The 14,741-nt window shown below is 67.0% G+C and carries 14 protein-coding genes and 1 CRISPR repeat array; of the genes, 4 read left to right on the forward strand and 10 right to left on the reverse strand.

The window, feature by feature from the left end:
* Positions 1 to 94 precede the first annotated feature (94 nt).
* Complete coding sequence (locus tag OSC30_RS00310; RefSeq protein WP_267169841.1) at positions 95 to 745, forward strand: trimeric intracellular cation channel family protein; 651 nt, start codon at positions 95 to 97, stop codon at positions 743 to 745.
* A 131-nt stretch (positions 746 to 876) separates the two neighbouring features.
* Positions 877 to 1,203: direct repeats of the CRISPR family, unit length 27 nt; unit sequence TTCTGAGCTGCCTATGCGGCAGTGAGC.
* Between the two features lie 246 nt (positions 1,204 to 1,449).
* Here OSC30_RS00310 and OSC30_RS00315 read toward each other — a convergent pair.
* Entirely contained in the window at positions 1,450 to 1,953 is a 504-nt protein-coding gene (locus OSC30_RS00315; RefSeq protein WP_267169842.1) for a GNAT family N-acetyltransferase, read from the reverse strand.
* A 116-nt stretch (positions 1,954 to 2,069) separates the two neighbouring features.
* Here OSC30_RS00315 and OSC30_RS00320 point away from each other — a divergent pair, with 116 nt between their 5' ends.
* Entirely contained in the window at positions 2,070 to 2,264 is a 195-nt protein-coding gene (locus OSC30_RS00320) for a hypothetical protein (protein WP_267169843.1), read from the forward strand.
* An 80-nt stretch (positions 2,265 to 2,344) separates the two neighbouring features.
* On the opposite strand, the gene OSC30_RS00325 is transcribed toward OSC30_RS00320, so the two are convergent.
* From OSC30_RS00325 to OSC30_RS00345, 5 genes are all read right to left on the reverse strand, one after another.
* Positions 2,345 to 3,097: an FMN-binding negative transcriptional regulator gene (locus OSC30_RS00325; protein ID WP_267169844.1), complete on the reverse strand. Its 753-nt coding sequence runs from the start codon at positions 3,095 to 3,097 to the stop codon at positions 2,345 to 2,347.
* 103 nt (positions 3,098 to 3,200) lie between these two features.
* Positions 3,201 to 4,127 (reverse strand): cell division protein ZipA, encoded by a 927-nt coding sequence (gene zipA, locus OSC30_RS00330; RefSeq protein WP_267169845.1) that lies wholly within the window; start codon positions 4,125 to 4,127, stop codon positions 3,201 to 3,203.
* 10 nt (positions 4,128 to 4,137) lie between these two features.
* Positions 4,138 to 7,638 carry a chromosome segregation protein SMC gene (gene smc / locus OSC30_RS00335; RefSeq protein ID WP_267169846.1) on the reverse strand — a complete coding sequence of 1,167 codons (3,501 nt, stop codon included), beginning with the start codon at positions 7,636 to 7,638 and terminating at the stop codon, positions 4,138 to 4,140.
* Positions 7,639 to 7,773: 135 nt separating this feature from the next.
* The gene (locus tag OSC30_RS00340; protein ID WP_267170128.1) at positions 7,774 to 8,019 is read right to left on the reverse strand and encodes a BolA family protein; all 246 of its coding nucleotides are present in this window, start codon (positions 8,017 to 8,019) and stop codon (positions 7,774 to 7,776) included.
* A gap of 8 nt (positions 8,020 to 8,027) precedes the next feature.
* Positions 8,028 to 8,327, reverse strand: coding sequence for a YciI family protein (locus tag OSC30_RS00345; RefSeq protein ID WP_267169847.1), 300 nt, complete (start codon positions 8,325 to 8,327; stop codon positions 8,028 to 8,030).
* 240 nt (positions 8,328 to 8,567) lie between these two features.
* On the opposite strand from OSC30_RS00345, the gene OSC30_RS00350 reads away from it, so the two are divergent.
* Both OSC30_RS00350 and OSC30_RS00355 read left to right on the forward strand, forming a co-directional pair.
* A complete protein-coding gene (locus OSC30_RS00350; protein ID WP_267169848.1) occupies positions 8,568 to 9,680 on the forward strand; it encodes an AI-2E family transporter in 1,113 nt (370 codons plus the stop codon).
* 110 nt (positions 9,681 to 9,790) lie between these two features.
* On the forward strand, positions 9,791 to 10,429 hold the full coding sequence (locus OSC30_RS00355) for a YidC/Oxa1 family membrane protein insertase (protein ID WP_267169849.1): 639 nt from the start codon (positions 9,791 to 9,793) through the stop codon (positions 10,427 to 10,429).
* 88 nt (positions 10,430 to 10,517) lie between these two features.
* Here the strand turns inward: OSC30_RS00355 and lysS are convergent, their stop codons facing one another.
* The 4 genes from lysS to OSC30_RS00375 form a co-directional block, all read right to left on the reverse strand.
* Positions 10,518 to 12,026: a lysine--tRNA ligase gene (gene lysS, locus OSC30_RS00360; protein ID WP_267169850.1), complete on the reverse strand. Its 1,509-nt coding sequence runs from the start codon at positions 12,024 to 12,026 to the stop codon at positions 10,518 to 10,520.
* Positions 12,027 to 12,114: 88 nt separating this feature from the next.
* A complete protein-coding gene (locus OSC30_RS00365) occupies positions 12,115 to 12,429 on the reverse strand; it encodes a hypothetical protein (RefSeq protein ID WP_267169851.1) in 315 nt (104 codons plus the stop codon).
* A 25-nt stretch (positions 12,430 to 12,454) separates the two neighbouring features.
* A protein-coding gene (gene prfB / locus OSC30_RS00370; protein ID WP_267169852.1) for a peptide chain release factor 2 occupies positions 12,455 to 13,580 on the reverse strand; the annotation gives its coding sequence in 2 pieces (ribosomal slippage) (positions 12,455 to 13,504 and positions 13,506 to 13,580; 1,125 coding nt in all).
* A gap of 121 nt (positions 13,581 to 13,701) precedes the next feature.
* Positions 13,702 to 14,688, reverse strand: coding sequence for a sulfotransferase family protein (locus OSC30_RS00375; protein WP_267169853.1), 987 nt, complete (start codon positions 14,686 to 14,688; stop codon positions 13,702 to 13,704).
* Positions 14,689 to 14,741: the final 53 nt, after the last annotated feature.

The following is a 14,741-nucleotide window of genomic DNA, read 5'->3' on the forward strand; positions in this document are numbered from 1 at the left end:
ATTAAAGCGGTGGCGCGCTATAGGCTCGGATGTCACTCACGATCGCCAGGCGCATGGCCATGCGTCCATCCAGAGGTTCGGGGCAGGGAAGCAGATGATCGACACCGCGCGGGCCCTCCATACGCTGCTCCTGGTGCTCGATCTGTTCGGCGCGTTCGTGTTCGCGTTGAGCGGGGCGCTGGTGGCGGTCCGGCGACGGCTGGACCTGTTCGGCGTGCTGGTGCTGTCGTTTGCCGCGAGCAGCGCCGGCGGCATCACCCGCGACCTGCTGATCGGCGCCACGCCGCCCGCGGCCATCCAGGACTGGCGCTACCTCGGCGTTTCCCTGCTGGCCGGACTGCTGACGTTCTACCGCCATGCGGACATCGAGCGCCTGCGCAACCCCATGCAAATGTCCGACGCCGCCGGTCTGGCGCTGTTCGCCGTGGCCGGCGCCCAGAAGGCGCTGGCCTTCCACCTGCATCCCGGCATGGCCGCGCTGCTGGGCATGCTCACCGGCATCGGCGGCGGCATGCTGCGCGACGTCCTGGTGTCGGAAATCCCAACGGTCCTGCGCGCCGAACTCTACGCCGTGGCCGCACTGGCCGGCGCCGCCGTGGTCGTGCTCGGCGACATGCTGCACATGCCACCCACGGCCACTACCCTGGTCGGCGCAGGCCTGTGCTTCGGCCTGCGCTTCATGGCCATCCGCTACGGTTGGCGGCTGCCGGTGGCCAGGCCGACGGATGTGGACAGGCCCGGTTAGGCGCGGCGACCGGGCGCGTCCGTTTCCGTGCCCTGCCGGTCAACCCATTCCATCATCCAGCGCCACTATTTTCTGATCTGCCTATTGCAACAGTGAGCCAATGGGAGGCGATCAAGCACACCGGCCTGAATTTCTGAGCTGCCTATGCGGCAGTGAGCCACAGCAGGGGGGAAGGGCTGATGGGTATGTCCTTCTGAGCTGCCTATGCGGCAGTGAGCGACGATGGCGCGCCAGCGCGTCCACATGCGGATTTCTGAGCTGCCTATGCGGCAGTGAGCTACGCGCTGTCGTGGTCGGTGACCTGGTTCATTTTCTGAGCTGCCTATGCGTCAGTGAGCCTGTTCGCCCAGCAGCAGCTGGTGCGCGGCGATTTCTGAGCTGCCTATGCGGCAGTGAGCAGCGCGTTGAGTGGGTTGTGATCGGCGCTCGTTTTCTGAGCTGCCTATGCGGCAGTGAGCAAGGAGTGCCTGCGGCCGAGCTTTGCTGCGGTTTTCTGAGCTGCCTAGTTTCCCGTACCGACAATAGTAGATTGCTGAGCGCCGAGGCGAGGTCGCGATGCTGTCGTTGACGCTCGATAATTTTACATAATAGACATTATGCGCAATTTACGAAGAGGCAAACGATCCTGAGCCTCTCGCGATCAGGCGGCCTCCGCCCGGTCCTCGCCGCGACGCACGGCCGCTGATGGCTGGCGCCAACCGCTGTCATCGCATCAGCTGCCGTTGTATCAACAGTTCCCCTTGCCCCGTCCTGCCGATGGATTCGAACCCCAGGGCTGCGAGCACGCGCAGCCCGCCGCGGCTTTCGATCTTGCGGTTCTCGACGGTGGCAACCAGGCGCTGGGGGGCGCCCGGTTCGTGGGCGAGTGCCTGGAAGCCTTCGATGGCGGCGCGCATCATGCGCCGGCCAAGGCCCGGGCGCCGGTTGCCCGCGGCAATGAAGATGCGCAGGAATCCGTAGGAGCGCTTGTAGTCGTCCAGGCCGATCGCCACGGTGCAGATACCGGCGATGTCGCCGGTGGTTTCGTCTTCGAGGATGCAAGCGACTTCCCATACGCGGCGCCAGGCCTCGTCCGGGTTGTCGATCGCGTGTTCGCGGGCCCAGAACGCCAGGAGTCGCCGGCGCAATGCGTCGTTGATGCCGCCGAACACCCAGCGGGCGCGTAGCCCGCCAATGGCCGCGGATGCGTTGGCGTTTGCCTTGGTCATGCCTCTACCTCGTGCGTGAAGCGACGCTCGCGTGGACGGCACGCTAACGTTCCCCAACCGCTCACGCGTGCGCGGCTAGGTTGTCCGACAAGTGTTACCCGACGCAGGAGTTGGCCATGACACCGTTGGACAAGCCCTTGAAGCGCGAAATCCGCATTGGCGAGGACGCCTATACGCTGACGCTCGACCCGGATGGCCTGAAGCTTACCGAGAAAGGGCGCCGGCACGGCGTGGCGCTTTCCTGGAAGGATCTGGTGAGCGGCGACGCGGCATTGGCGACCGCGCTGCAGGCCTCGTTGGAGGCGAAATAACGCGGGCTGCGATTCGTCGCGGAAGCGCAGATGGCATTGCATTGGCGCGACAGACCGGCGCATCACCCGCAAGCGGATTTCTACCGGACGGTTCCTTTCCCGTTGGCTGCGCGCATGGCTGCGGCCATGGTCCGGCTTCCCTCGTCTGCCATCCCATCCAGGCCGTAAAGCACGCCTTCGCGATCGGCCTCGTTGCGGTTCTGGCTCAGCTTCCATTTCCCTTCCAGGCGGTCGATCGGCAGACGCAGGCCGGTGATGGCGGCGAGGTTGCGGTCAATGTCATCGACGGGCGCCTCGTCCAGGCGCCAGGGCTGTGGCATGGCCCGTTCGTGGCGTTCGGTGAGCTGGACCAGGAGCCGGCGCAGCGCCGCCGGATCGTCGAACGTTTCCAGGGTGCCGTGAGCATGGACAGCGATGTAGTTCCAGGTGGGAACTTCCCGGCCGTGGGTCTGCTTGCCGGTGTACCAGCCGGCCGAGATGTAGGCCTGCGGGCCCAGAAAGATCGCCAGTGAGGACGCGCCGCTGCAGGCGGCGTGGGCATTGGCGCGGGCGACGTGGCCGTAGAGCGTGCCGCAGGCGCCCTCTTCCGGCGCCAGCAGCAATGGGATGTGACTGACCTGGAGGCCCGTGGCCGTCGTACTGATCAGGCTGGCGAAGGCGATGGCATCGATCGCCGCGTGCAGTTCCGGCAGGCGTGCCTCGCGAAAGGCGGTGGGCGTGTACATGCCGCTCGCTCCAGTGGATGGGGAAACCTCGGAAAACCGGGCCGCGAACATCGCGCCGAGCTGATCCGCTGCCTTTGTAGGAGGCCACTTGTGGGCGATGTTCTCCACGAATCACGAATTAGGAGCGCGGCTGCGCGCGGCGGAGGCATGACGGTCGCGCACAGGTACGCTCCTGCAGGGGCCCCTTTCTGCCGCGATGACTATTCGCGGCTCAGCGGCCGAAGATGATTTCCTGGCCTTCGTGGTCGCGGTCCCAGCCGCGCAGTTCGTCGCGGATATGGGCGATGCGCTGGCGACCGAGAGCGTTGCGTTCTTCATCCAGGACCTGGCCGTCGAGCAGTTCGGCGAGGCGTTGGGCGGTGGGCAGCATGGCGTCCCAGGCGTCCAGCGCGGGCAACGGGCCCGGCAGGGTCATGAAGAAACTCAGGCCGGGGGTTTGCAGGGCGTCCAGTCGGGTCAGGTCGAAATTGCCGGGCTTGAGCATGTTGGCCACGCTGAAGATCGGGCCCTGTTCGCGCTTGCCGTCGAGCAGGCGGTGGTAGATGCCCAGGTGCCCATATTCGAGGCCGGCCTTCTCGGCCGCCACGATCAGGTCGGCGCCGTTGAAGGTGCCGCCCTCGCGCGCCATCACGAACAGGGTGACGATGCGTTCCATCGGCAGTTGCGCCGGACGACGGCCGAGGTCGGATGCGGGGGGTGCCTTGAGTGCGGGTGCGGGTGCAGGCGCGGGAGCCGCGGCGGGCGCCGGTGCGGCTGCATCGCCCGAGGGCGCCCGCAGGGCATCGATGATCGAGGCCGCGCGACCCGACGGCCTGGCGGGCGTGCTGCGCTCGCCGGCCAGGGTGGCGCCGAGTTTTTCCAGCTCCTGGCGCAGGCCCATTTCCAGCTCGCCCTGCTGCGGCACGGGCGCGTCGCGGTGCATGTGCGGATCATGCTCGTCCAACAGCATGTCGTCCGCATCACCCTCGCCCAGGGTGGGCTCGCGGCGCTCGCCGGAGCCCTGCCCGGCCGGCACGCGGCGCCTGCCCTGCTCCTTCTTCGGCTGGCCGAACAGCCAGATCAGCGCCAGCACGATGATGCCGACGACGGCCAGCGGCACGCCGACGGCGGGGTTCCAGGCAAAGGCGAGCATGGTCATGGCTTGGTCCTCACGCAGCTCCGGCCAGTTTAGCCGCTTCGGCCAGGTCTACCTGCACCAGGCGCGAGACGCCCGGTTCGCGCATGGTTACGCCGCAGAGCTGGCTGGCCGCTTCCATCGTGGCCTTGTTGTGGCTGACGAAGATGAACTGCACCTTCTCGCTCATTTCCTTGACCATATTGGAGAAGCGGCCGACATTGGCCTCGTCCAGTGGTGCGTCGACCTCGTCGAGCAGGCAGAACGGCGCGGGATTCAACCCGAAGATCGAGAACACCAGCGCCACCGCGGTGAGCGCCTTCTCACCGCCGGAAAGCAGCGAGATGTTGGACGGCCGCTTGCCCGGCGGGCGCGCCATGATCGACACACCGGTGTTGAGCAGGTCGTCGCCGGTCAGCTCCAGGTAGGCGTGGCCGCCGCCGAACAGGCGCGGGAACAGCTCCTGCACGCCGGCGTTGACCTTGTCGAAGGTCTCCTTGAAACGCGCGCGGGTTTCGCGGTCGATCTTCTTGATCGCGCCTTCGAGGGTTTCCATGGCGCTGGCCAGGTCGGCCAGTTGATTGTCCAGGTAGGTCTTGCGCTCGCTCTGTTCGGCGTGTTCCTGGATCGCGGCGAGGTTGACCGGCTCCAGCCGCACGATCTTCTGGCCAAGGTCGGCCAGCTGCGTGCGCCACTGGTTGGCATCGGCCTGTTCCGGCAGTTCGGCAAGCAGCGGCTCCAGCTCCAGGCCGGAAGCGACGATGGCTTCGGCCAGCTGGTCGGCGCGCATCTGCAGGGCCTGCGCGGCGAGGCGCTTTTCGGCCACGCCTTCGCGCAGCCTGGCAAGATTCTGCTCGGCCAGGTGACGCTGCTGTTCGAGCTTGCGGAACTCGATGTCGCAATCTTCCAGCGCACGGCGCGCCTCGACCAGTTGCTTGTCCACCAGCAGACGCTGGTCGAGATAGGTCTGGCGCTCGGCTTCCAGCTCGGCGATGGGATCGGAACCGGCCGCGAGTTGCTCGGTGATCTCGGTGCGGCGCGCATCGACCTGGCGCAGCTGCGTATCCAGGCGGGCCAGCGCCTGTTCCAGCGAGGCCAGCGAGGAGCGCTTCGATTCCATCGACAGGGCCAGCGAATGCGCCTGGTCGGCGGCCTCTCGGGCGTTCATGCGCGCTTCTTCGCGGGCTTCGAGCAATGCGCGGCGTTCGTTTTCCAGTTCGCGACGCTGGTCTTCCAGGTCGCCCATGTGGTTGACCGATTCGTCCAGGCGCGCGCGGGCTTCGCGCGCCTGCGTCTGCAATTCGTCCAGCTGTTCGACCAGCGTGGACAGCTCGCCGGCGACTTTCTCGGCGCGGGCGCGGGCGGTTTCGACCTTACCCCGGTGGCTCTGCAGCTGGCCGGCCAGTTCGGACTGGCGACGGTGGGCGTTGTAGAGCTCGCGCTGGGCGTCGTCGCGGGCGCGTTCGGCTTCGAACTTGGCGGTGCGCAGCTCGTCCAGGCGGGCAGTCGATTCCTCCAGCTGCGCTTCCAGCGTTTCGATCTGTTCGGTGAGCAGACGGATGTCGCGCTCGCGCGCCAGCACGCCGACCTGGTTGCCCTGGGCGCGACGGATGCGCGCCCACTGCGGGGCCAGCCATTCGCCATTGCGGGTGATGACGGATTGGCCCTCGGCGAGCGCGCCTACGCGGTTGCGGGCCTCGTCCAGGGTTTCGGCGGTACGTACGTGAGCCAGCAGGTGCATGGCCGCGGCCGGGCCGCGCACCTTGGCCGCCAGCGTGCCTTCGGCGCCCTGCCCGCCTTCGGCCGCGGCCAGCAGCGCAAGGTCGGCTTCGCCCAGCGTGCCAAAGTCGCCGGCCAGGCCCAGCGGGTTGTCGACCAGCACGCCGTCGAGCAGGCCGGCCAGCACGGTTTCCACGGCCGATTCCCAGCCGGCGTCGACCTGCAGGGCCTCGCCCAGGCGGCGCGCCTTGTCCAGGCCGAGGCTGGACAGCCAGCCGCTGGCGGCGCTTTCTTCCTGTCCCAGCGCGGCGTGCTGCAGCGCTTCGAGCGAGGACAGGCGGCCGCGGGCGCTTTGCAGTTGCTGGCGCGCCTCGTTGAGCGAGGACTGCACCTGGCGCTCTTCGTCGAGTACTTTTTCGTGCGTGGATTTGTGCTGGTCGAGCAGGCCGCCGAGGGATTCGACCCGCTCGCGCTGGGTGTCGTGTTCGACGTGCAGTTGCTCGGCGGCGGCGTCGAGCGCGGCGACGTCGGTGGCCTTCTGTTCGGTTTCCAGCGCTTCGCGGCGCCGGGACAGGTCGATCGCCTGGCGATCGAGGTAGTTGAGTTTGGTGCGCTCGACCTCGGCCGCGCGGCTGGATTCGCCGGCGGTGCGCGTGTAGGCGTCCCAGCGCTGCTGCCAGTCGGCCAGCTTGGACTCGGTGCTGCGCGCCGCTTCGGCAGTGTCGTCCCGCATCTGCTGCAGGGCTTCGAGCCGGGGTTCGCCTTCGGCCAGCGCCAGCCGCAGCGTTTCGACCTGCTCGCGGTCGTTGGCGATGTGCGCGGACAGCTCGCCATGTTCGCGCTCGGTCTCGGCCTGCGCGCGCTGCAGGCGGTCGGCGGTCTCCTTGTTGAAGCGCACCTGCTGCTCGACGCGGGCGATCTCGGCGCCGACCTTGTAGACCTCGCCCTGCACCTCGTTGAGGTGCTCGGTGGCGCCGGTGTGGCGCTCGCGCACGGATTCGAGCTGCGCCTCGATCTGGCGCTGGCCGGCGAGCTGCTTCTCGATCTCGATTTCGGCGGCCGAAAGCCCCTGCCCTTCGCCTTCGTGCTGGCCCTTCAGGGCGCGGTATTCCAGCGCGCGCAGTTCGGCTTCCTTGCGGGTCTGCTCTTCCTTCAGCGCCTTCCAGCGCTCGGCGGCGCGGGCCTGTCGGTTGAGGTGCTCGAGCTGCTTGTCGACCTCGTCGCGCACGTCCTTGACGCGGTCGAGGTTCTCGCGGGTGGACTTGATGCGGCTCTCGGTCTCCTTGCGGCGCTCCTTGTACTTGGAGATGCCGGCGGCCTCCTCCAGATGCGTGCGCAACTCTTCCGGGTGGGCTTCGATGATCTGGCTGATCATGCCCTGCTCGATGATCGAGTAGCTGCGCGGGCCCAGGCCGGTGCCCAGGAACAGATCCGTGATGTCGCGGCGGCGGCAGCGGCCGCCGTTAAGGAAGTAGGACGACTGCCCGTCGCGAGTGACCTGGCGCTTGACCGAGATCTCGGCGTACTGCGCGTATTCGCCCTGCACGGTGCCGTCGGCGTTGTCGAAGATCAGCTCGACGGTGGCCTGCCCCACTGGCTTGCGCGAGTTGGAACCGGAAAAGATCACGTCGGTCAGCGAGTCGCCGCGCAGGCGGCTGGCGGCGCTCTCGCCCATCACCCAGCGGATGGCGTCGATGATGTTGGACTTGCCGCAGCCGTTCGGGCCGACCACGCCGGTCATGTTGGTCGGCAGGTGCAGCGTGGTGGGATCGACGAAGGACTTGAATCCGGCGAGTTTGATCGTGGTCAGGCGCATGCGGGCTCAACAGATGGGTAGGCCCGCGGATGGCTCGGGCGACGGGTCACTGTGCCAAACGCCGGGCGCGGTCGCAATGCGAACGCGGCATGACATAAAGCTTGAAGAAATGAATGCAAGTGGTTGAATCTAAACCTATGGCGCCTTGGCGTCCATGGAGAGCGCATGGATGCCGCCGTCCATCAGACCCTCCAGCGCCGCATACACCATGCGGTGGCGCTTGATCGGCAGGACGCCCGCGAAGGCCGGGCTAACGATGCGCACATGGAAGTGGCCCTTGCCGGCGTTGGCGTGGCCGGCGTGCTTGTGCCCTTCATCGAGCACCTCCAGCTCGACCGGCGCCAACGCGCCGGTCAGCCGCTGGCGGATCTGCTCGACCATGGTCGAGCTCACGGCAGGGTCTGGCGGAACGGCTTGACCTGCACGCCGGCATAGACGCCCGCGGCCACGTACGGATCCGCGTCAGCCCAGCGTTGGGCGTCGGCCTGCGAGGAGAACTCGGCGATGATCAGGCTGCCGGTGAAGCCAGCCGGACCCGGGTCCTCCGAGTCGATCGCCGGGAACGGCCCGGCCAGCAGCAAACGGCCTTCGGCCTGGAGCTGTTCCAGGCGTGCCACATGCTGCGGGCGCGAGCTCTTGCGCTTGTCCAACGACTCGGGGACGTCGGTACCTACGATCGCGAACCACATGGTGGAATGCTCCAATCGGGAAACGGCCAAGTTTAGCGGACCGCCGCCCCGGGCCGAAGCGGCCGCAGACGCTCTGGGTCGCGCCAGTCTCGAAACCGGTTCTACACGCCGCGATGCCCCTGCCCCGGGTAGCCTCTCCTGCGGGCTGCCGCGCTGCGTCGCTTGCGCGGCACTGGCTGGAGAACACCGTGCACTGCTGGGCAGGCACCCAGTCGGTCCGTCACTACGGGAGCACTGCCCTTGCACGATACTCAGCACACGCGCCCCGCGCGTTCATCCGGCACGCGGCGGCGCCTGCAAGCGCTGTGGACCGATGCGTTCGGGCGCTTGGCCACCCGCTCGGCGCAGGCGATCCTGGTGTTGCTGCTCGTCGCGGCCATCGTGCGCGCGGCCCTCGCCCTCAAGTTGGTGGTTATCCCCTTGCTGCTCGCGTTGATCTTCTGCGCGGCGTTGTTTCCGCTGGTCGCCCTGTTGCGCCGCTGCCGTGTGCCCCATGCCCTGGCGGCGCTGGTCACGCTGCTGCTCGGCGGGGTGGGAGTCGGCGGCATGATCGCGCTGGCGGTGGCGCGGGTGGCGTCGCAATGGGAAACCTTGCAGGCGTCGGCCATCGATGGTTTCGGCCAGGCGTTGCACTACCTTCATCGCGGGCCGCTGTCGATCAGCGAGCAGCAGATCGACCATGCACGCGATGCGATGGTGGGTTTCCTGACCAGCAGCGAATTCGGACAGCACGCCATGGCCGGCGTGTTCACCACGCTGGAGCTGGCGACCGGCTTCGTGCTGGTGTTGTTCATCCTGTTTTTTTTCCTCAAGGACGGCCCGTCGATCTGGCGATTCCTGATCGGCCCGCTGCGGCCGGCCTGGCATGCGCGCGTGACGCACGCTGGCGACCGCGCGATCGGCGTGCTCGGCGGCTACCTGCGCGGCACGGCGCTGGTGGCGCTGGTCGATACGGTCTTCATCGGCGGCACCGTGTGGATCCTCGGCGTTCCGATGGCGGTGCCGTTGTCCATCCTGGTGCTGCTGGGTGCGTTCGTGCCGATCGTCGGCGCCACCGTCACCGGCGTGATCGCAGCGCTGGTGGCGCTGGTCACGGTCGGCCTGAACGCGGCGATCTGGGTGTCGGCCGTGGTCATCGTGGTCAACCAACTGGAAGGGAATCTGTTGTCGCCGGTGGTGCTGGGCCGGTCGCTGCACCTGCATTCGCTGGCGGTGCTGCTGGCGCTCACCGCCGGCACGATTCTTGGCGGCATCGTGGGTACGCTGCTGGCCGTGCCGATCACCGGCGTGGCCTGGGCGGTCGCCAAGTCGTGGAACGATCCCCTGCCGGTGTCACCGGATCTGCAGGAATAGCGATGGCTTGCGCGGCATGGCCGTGCCATCGGTCATATGCGCCACTGCTTGAATTGCGCGGTCGGCCATCCCACCTCTTGCGCTAACCATGAAGCAGGGAGCAAAGGGGTATGTGGTCGACATTCGTGGATGGTCTTTCCGCGCTGCTGGCGCAACTGGCCGTCTGGCTGGATGGCAGCTACGGTCTGGCGGTGATCGTGCTGGCCTTGTTGGTGCGCCTGGCGATGCTGCCGATGACACTCAGGACCGCTGAACAAGGCTGGTGGCGACAGCAGCAATTGCTGGAGCTCAAGCCGAAGCTGGCGCAATTACGCGAGCGGCATGCCGGCGATCCGGCGTCGCAGGCGCAAGCGATGCAGGCGCTGTATCGCGAGCACGGCATCTCGGGCGGGCTGGGAAGCAGCCTGCTGGTCGCGCTGGTGCAGGCGCCCTTGGGCGCGGGCATCTATGCGGCCATCCGCCAAGGCGTGGCCGGGGCGGGTTCGTTCCTGTGGATACCGAAGCTGGCGCGGCCGGACGCCTGGCTGGCGCTGGTGGTGGGGCTATTGAGCTTTGCGGCGCTGTTGCTCAATCCGGCGATGTCGGAGCAGACGCGGACCTTGCTGCATTGGCTGCCGGTGGTGTTCTCGGTACTGATGGTGTGGCACCTGGCGGCCGGGCTTGGACTGTATTGGTTCGGGTCGAGCGGGGTGGGACTGTTGCAGATGGCGATGCTGCGGCGGCGGGTGCGCAACCGCAGCGTGCGATAAACCGTAGGGTGGGCTTCAGCCCACCTTCTTCTTGCGCCGCAGGCCTGGTGGGCTGAAGCCCACCCTACGCGGTGCCGGGTTCGGCAGGTCAGGCTTCCGGGCGCATGTAGGGGAACAGCAGCACGTCGCGGATCGAGGCCGAGCCGGTGAGCAGCATGACCAGGCGGTCGATGCCGATCCCCAGGCCGCCGGTGGGCGGCAGGCCCACTTCCAGCGCGCGGATGTAGTCGGCGTCGAAGTGCATGGCCTCGTCGTCGCCCGATTCCTTCGCTTCGACCTGCGCCTTGAAGCGGGCGGCCTGGTCTTCCGGGTCATTCAATTCGGAGAAGCCGTTGGCGATCTCCTTGCCGTTGATGAACAACTCGAAGCGGTCGGTGATGCCCGGATCGGTGTCGCTCTCGCGGGCCAGCGGCGAAACCTCGACCGGGTGGTCGGTGATGAAGGTGGGCTGGATCAGCGTGTGCTCGACGGTCTTCTCGAAGATTTCCAGCAGCAGCTTGCCCCAGCCGTAGCCGGGCTTGACGTGGATGCCCAGCCGGGTCGCGTGCACGGCCATGGCCTCGCGGTCGCGCAGTTCCCCGCGCTTGATCTCGGGGTTGTGCTCGAGCACTGCGTCTTCCATGCGCCAGCGGCGGAAGGCCGGTCCGAGGTCGATCTGCGCGGCCTCCCAGGTGACCTCGGTGCTGCCCAGCACGCTCTGCGCCGTCTCGCGGATCACCGCTTCCGTGAGATCCATGATCTCGTGGTAGGTGGCGTAGGCCTGGTAGAGCTCCAGCATGGTGAACTCGGGATTGTGCCGGGTCGACACGCCCTCGTTGCGGAAGTTGCGGTTGATCTCGTAGACGCGGTCGAAGCCACCCACAACCAGGCGCTTCAAGTACAGCTCCGGCGCCACGCGCAGGTACAGGCTCATGTCCAGCGCGTTGTGATGGGTGACGAACGGCCGGGCCGTGGCGCCGCCGGGGATGACGTGCATCATCGGCGTTTCCACTTCCATGAAGCGGCGCGGTTCGGCCTCCAGCCACGTGCGCATGTAGCCGATGATCTTCGAGCGCAGCGCGAAGGTGCGGCGGGCTTCCTCGGTGACGATGAGGTCGACGTAGCGCTGGCGGTAGCGGCGCTCGACGTCGGCCAGGCCGTGGAACTTGTCCGGCAGCGGGCGCAGGCTCTTGGTCAGCAGGCGCAGGCCATCCACCTTGACCGACAGTTCGCCGGTACGTGTGCGCATCAGCAAGCCCTCGGCACCGACGATATCGCCCACGTCCCAGCCCTTGAACGCCTCGTAGGCCTCGCCCACCGTGCCCTGGTGGATGAACAGCTGGATGCGCCCGGTGAAGTCCTGCATCTGCACGAAGCTCACCTTGCCCTGCACGCGCTTGAGCACGATGCGGCCGGCGACCTTGACGCGGCGCGCGGCGGCTTCGACGGCCTCGGCGTCGTGGTCGGCGAACTCGGTACGCAGGTCACCAGCGAACGCGTCCACCTTGAAGTCGTTCGGAAACGCGACGCCCTGCCCGCGCAACGCCTTGAGTTTCTCGCGGCGCTCGGCGATCAGCTTGTTCTCGTCGACGGGCAGGATTTCGGTGGCTTCGCTCATGGATGGTTCCGTGGGCTGCCGACTGATGCCGACAGCGAATGTCTCGTGAATGGTGATGTGCGCAGGATGGTCGCCGGCGTCGATCGTTTTAGTCGAACACCTGCTTGACCGCGTGCCTGGTGGCGTCCCAGCCCTCGCGCGCGCCGTGCCCGACTGCGATGCCGGCCTTCTTCGCGCCATGGCCGATGCCGATGCCGGCCTCCTTGGCGCCGTCACCGACCTTCCTGGCAACGTCCCTGGTGGCGTGACCGATATCGCGCGCACCCTCGGCAACGCCATGGCCCACGGCCTTCGCGTCCTGCTTGATGGACTGGCTGGCGCTGCCGTCGTGCGCCGACTGCGCGGACGCGCCGAGCGTGGCCAGCCCGATGCTGGCAAACAGGAGCATGCCGATCGTCTTCATGCGGGTCATCTCGTCAGTGATCGGATCAGGCGTCGATGCGTTTGGCACCCGCGTCCAGGCCGGATTTGAGGCTCGCCTCGATGAACTCGTCCAGGTCCCCGTCGAGCACCTTCTGTGTATCGGAGCGTTCGACGCCGGTGCGCAGGTCCTTGATGCGGCTCTGGTCTAGCACGTAGTTGCGGATCTGGCTGCCCCAGCCGATGTCCGACTTGGTCGCTTCCAGCGCATCCTTCTCGGCGTTACGCTTCTGCACCTCCAGCTCGTACAGCTTGGCGGCCAGCATCTTCATGGCGCGGTCGCGGTTGGCGTGCTGGCTGCGTTCGGTCTGACAGGCGACGACCGTGTTGGTCGGCACGTGGGTGATGCGCACGGCCGATTCGGTCTTGTTGACGTGCTGGCCGCCGGCACCGGACGAACGGTAGACGTCGGTCCTCAGGTCGGCCGGATTGATCTCGATGTCGATGTCGTCGTCGACTTCGGGCGAGACGAACACGGAGGTGAAGCTGGTATGGCGGCGGTTGTCCGAGTCGAACGGGCTCTTGCGCACCAGGCGGTGCACGCCGATCTCGGTCTTCAGCCAGCCGTAGGCGTAGTCGCCCTCGACGCGGAAGGTGGCCGATTTGATGCCCGCCACTTCGCCGCCGGAGACTTCCATCATCTCCACCTTCCAGCCGCGCGACTCGGCCCAGCGCAGGTACATGCGCAGCAGCATCTCGGCCCAGTCCTGCGCCTCGGTGCCGCCGGCGCCGGCCTGGATGTCGACGAAGGCGTTGTTCGCATCCATCTGGCCGGAGAACATGCGCTGGAACTCGAGCTTGCCCACGCGGGCCTCGAGTTTTTCCACGTCGTCGGCGACCGACTGCACGGTGTCCTCGTCGCCATCGGCCGCGGCCATGTCCAGCAGCTCGCGGGCGTCGGACAGGGCGGCGGTGAGCTCGTCGATACCGGTGACGACGGTGTCCAGGCGGGCGCGCTCGCGGCCCAACTCCTGTGCGCGCGGCGGGTCGTCCCAGACGGTCGGGCTTTCCAGTTCGCGGCTTACTTCTTCCAGACGCTCACGCTTGGTGGCGTAGTCAAAGATACCCCCTAAGCGACTCGACGCGGTCCGTCAGGTCCGCGATCTGCGCAAGGATCGGATTGGTCTCGATCATGAAACGTATGGCCGTGGTTGAGGCGCCCGGCGGGCGCTGGCGAAGAACAGCGGAGGATAGCAAAGCGCCGCCGCGTTCGGGGACGCGGCGGCGCGTTCCGCCTCGAGGCTGGAACGGGATCCTAGGCGCCCTGCGCGAACCAGAGCGACATCACGTCGCGTCCGAGCAGTTCGTTCAGCCCGTCCAGTTCCCGCTCGAAGTAGTCATCCAGCAGGCGTCTGGTGGAAGCCTTCATGGCCGGTGGATTGGCCTTGAGCAGGGGGTTGACCCTGCGGTGCGCGGCGTTCACCAGCCACGCGAAATTCAGGTGCACGTTGGCCGCGGCCGGGCACATTGGCAGTTTCGACCGGTAGGACACGTTGCCGCCGGCGCGGAAGAAGCGGTTCTTGGCCACTTCGAAACCGGGATGCCGGGGAACCTGCGCGCCGTTGACGTGCAGCTCGGCCGCCTCCGGCGGAAGCCGCGCGTAGTCGATGCCGATGTGGTCGCAGACCTCGCGCAGCACCCTCGGCTTGTCGGCCATGAACTCCTCGAAGATCACGACCTTTACCTGTTCGGCAGGCACGTGCCGTAGGAAGTTCTTCAGCTGGTCAAGATAAAGGCTGCGATGAAGTACCGAGAACGGGTCGTAGCGCAGCGTGTCCTCGAAGTTGTGGGTGGCGCGGCCGGTGCGCACCAGGTGCCAGTACTGCGAATAGGCCCGCCTAGTCGGATGGCGCAGCAGGATGATGAGCTTGAGCTGCTTGCGCTGCATCGCGATGCGCTTGGCGGCGATCTCGGAGGAAATGTAGGTGGTCGAGTCCTCACCAACCAGTTGGTCCGCCCCTGCCCCTTCGAAATGCGAGGCGTACCACTGCCAGAACTTCTCCGGATCGTCGTCCAGCCGCTGGCAGATCCAGTCGGCGCCGTCGAAGTAGTTGAAGTCCGGGTGCTCGAACAGGTTGTCGATGTCGAAGAAGTGGACTTCCTGGTCCGGGATGAACACCTGCGGGTGCTGGCCAAGAATGTGGTGCAGCGTCGAGGTGCCCGACTTCATGGCACCGCAGATGATGAAATCCGGGGTCTTCAGGCGGTTCGGCACGATCCAGTTGCTCGGTGCGCAACCCATGCTCCAGCCCTCCATGTGCGCTGCCCTGGCGATACCGCGGCAGGCGCGGCGTC

Origin of the sequence: Frateuria hangzhouensis (assembly GCF_026410505.1) — a bacterium.
In the GTDB taxonomy this organism is placed as follows: domain Bacteria; phylum Pseudomonadota; class Gammaproteobacteria; order Xanthomonadales; family Rhodanobacteraceae; genus Frateuria_A; species Frateuria_A hangzhouensis.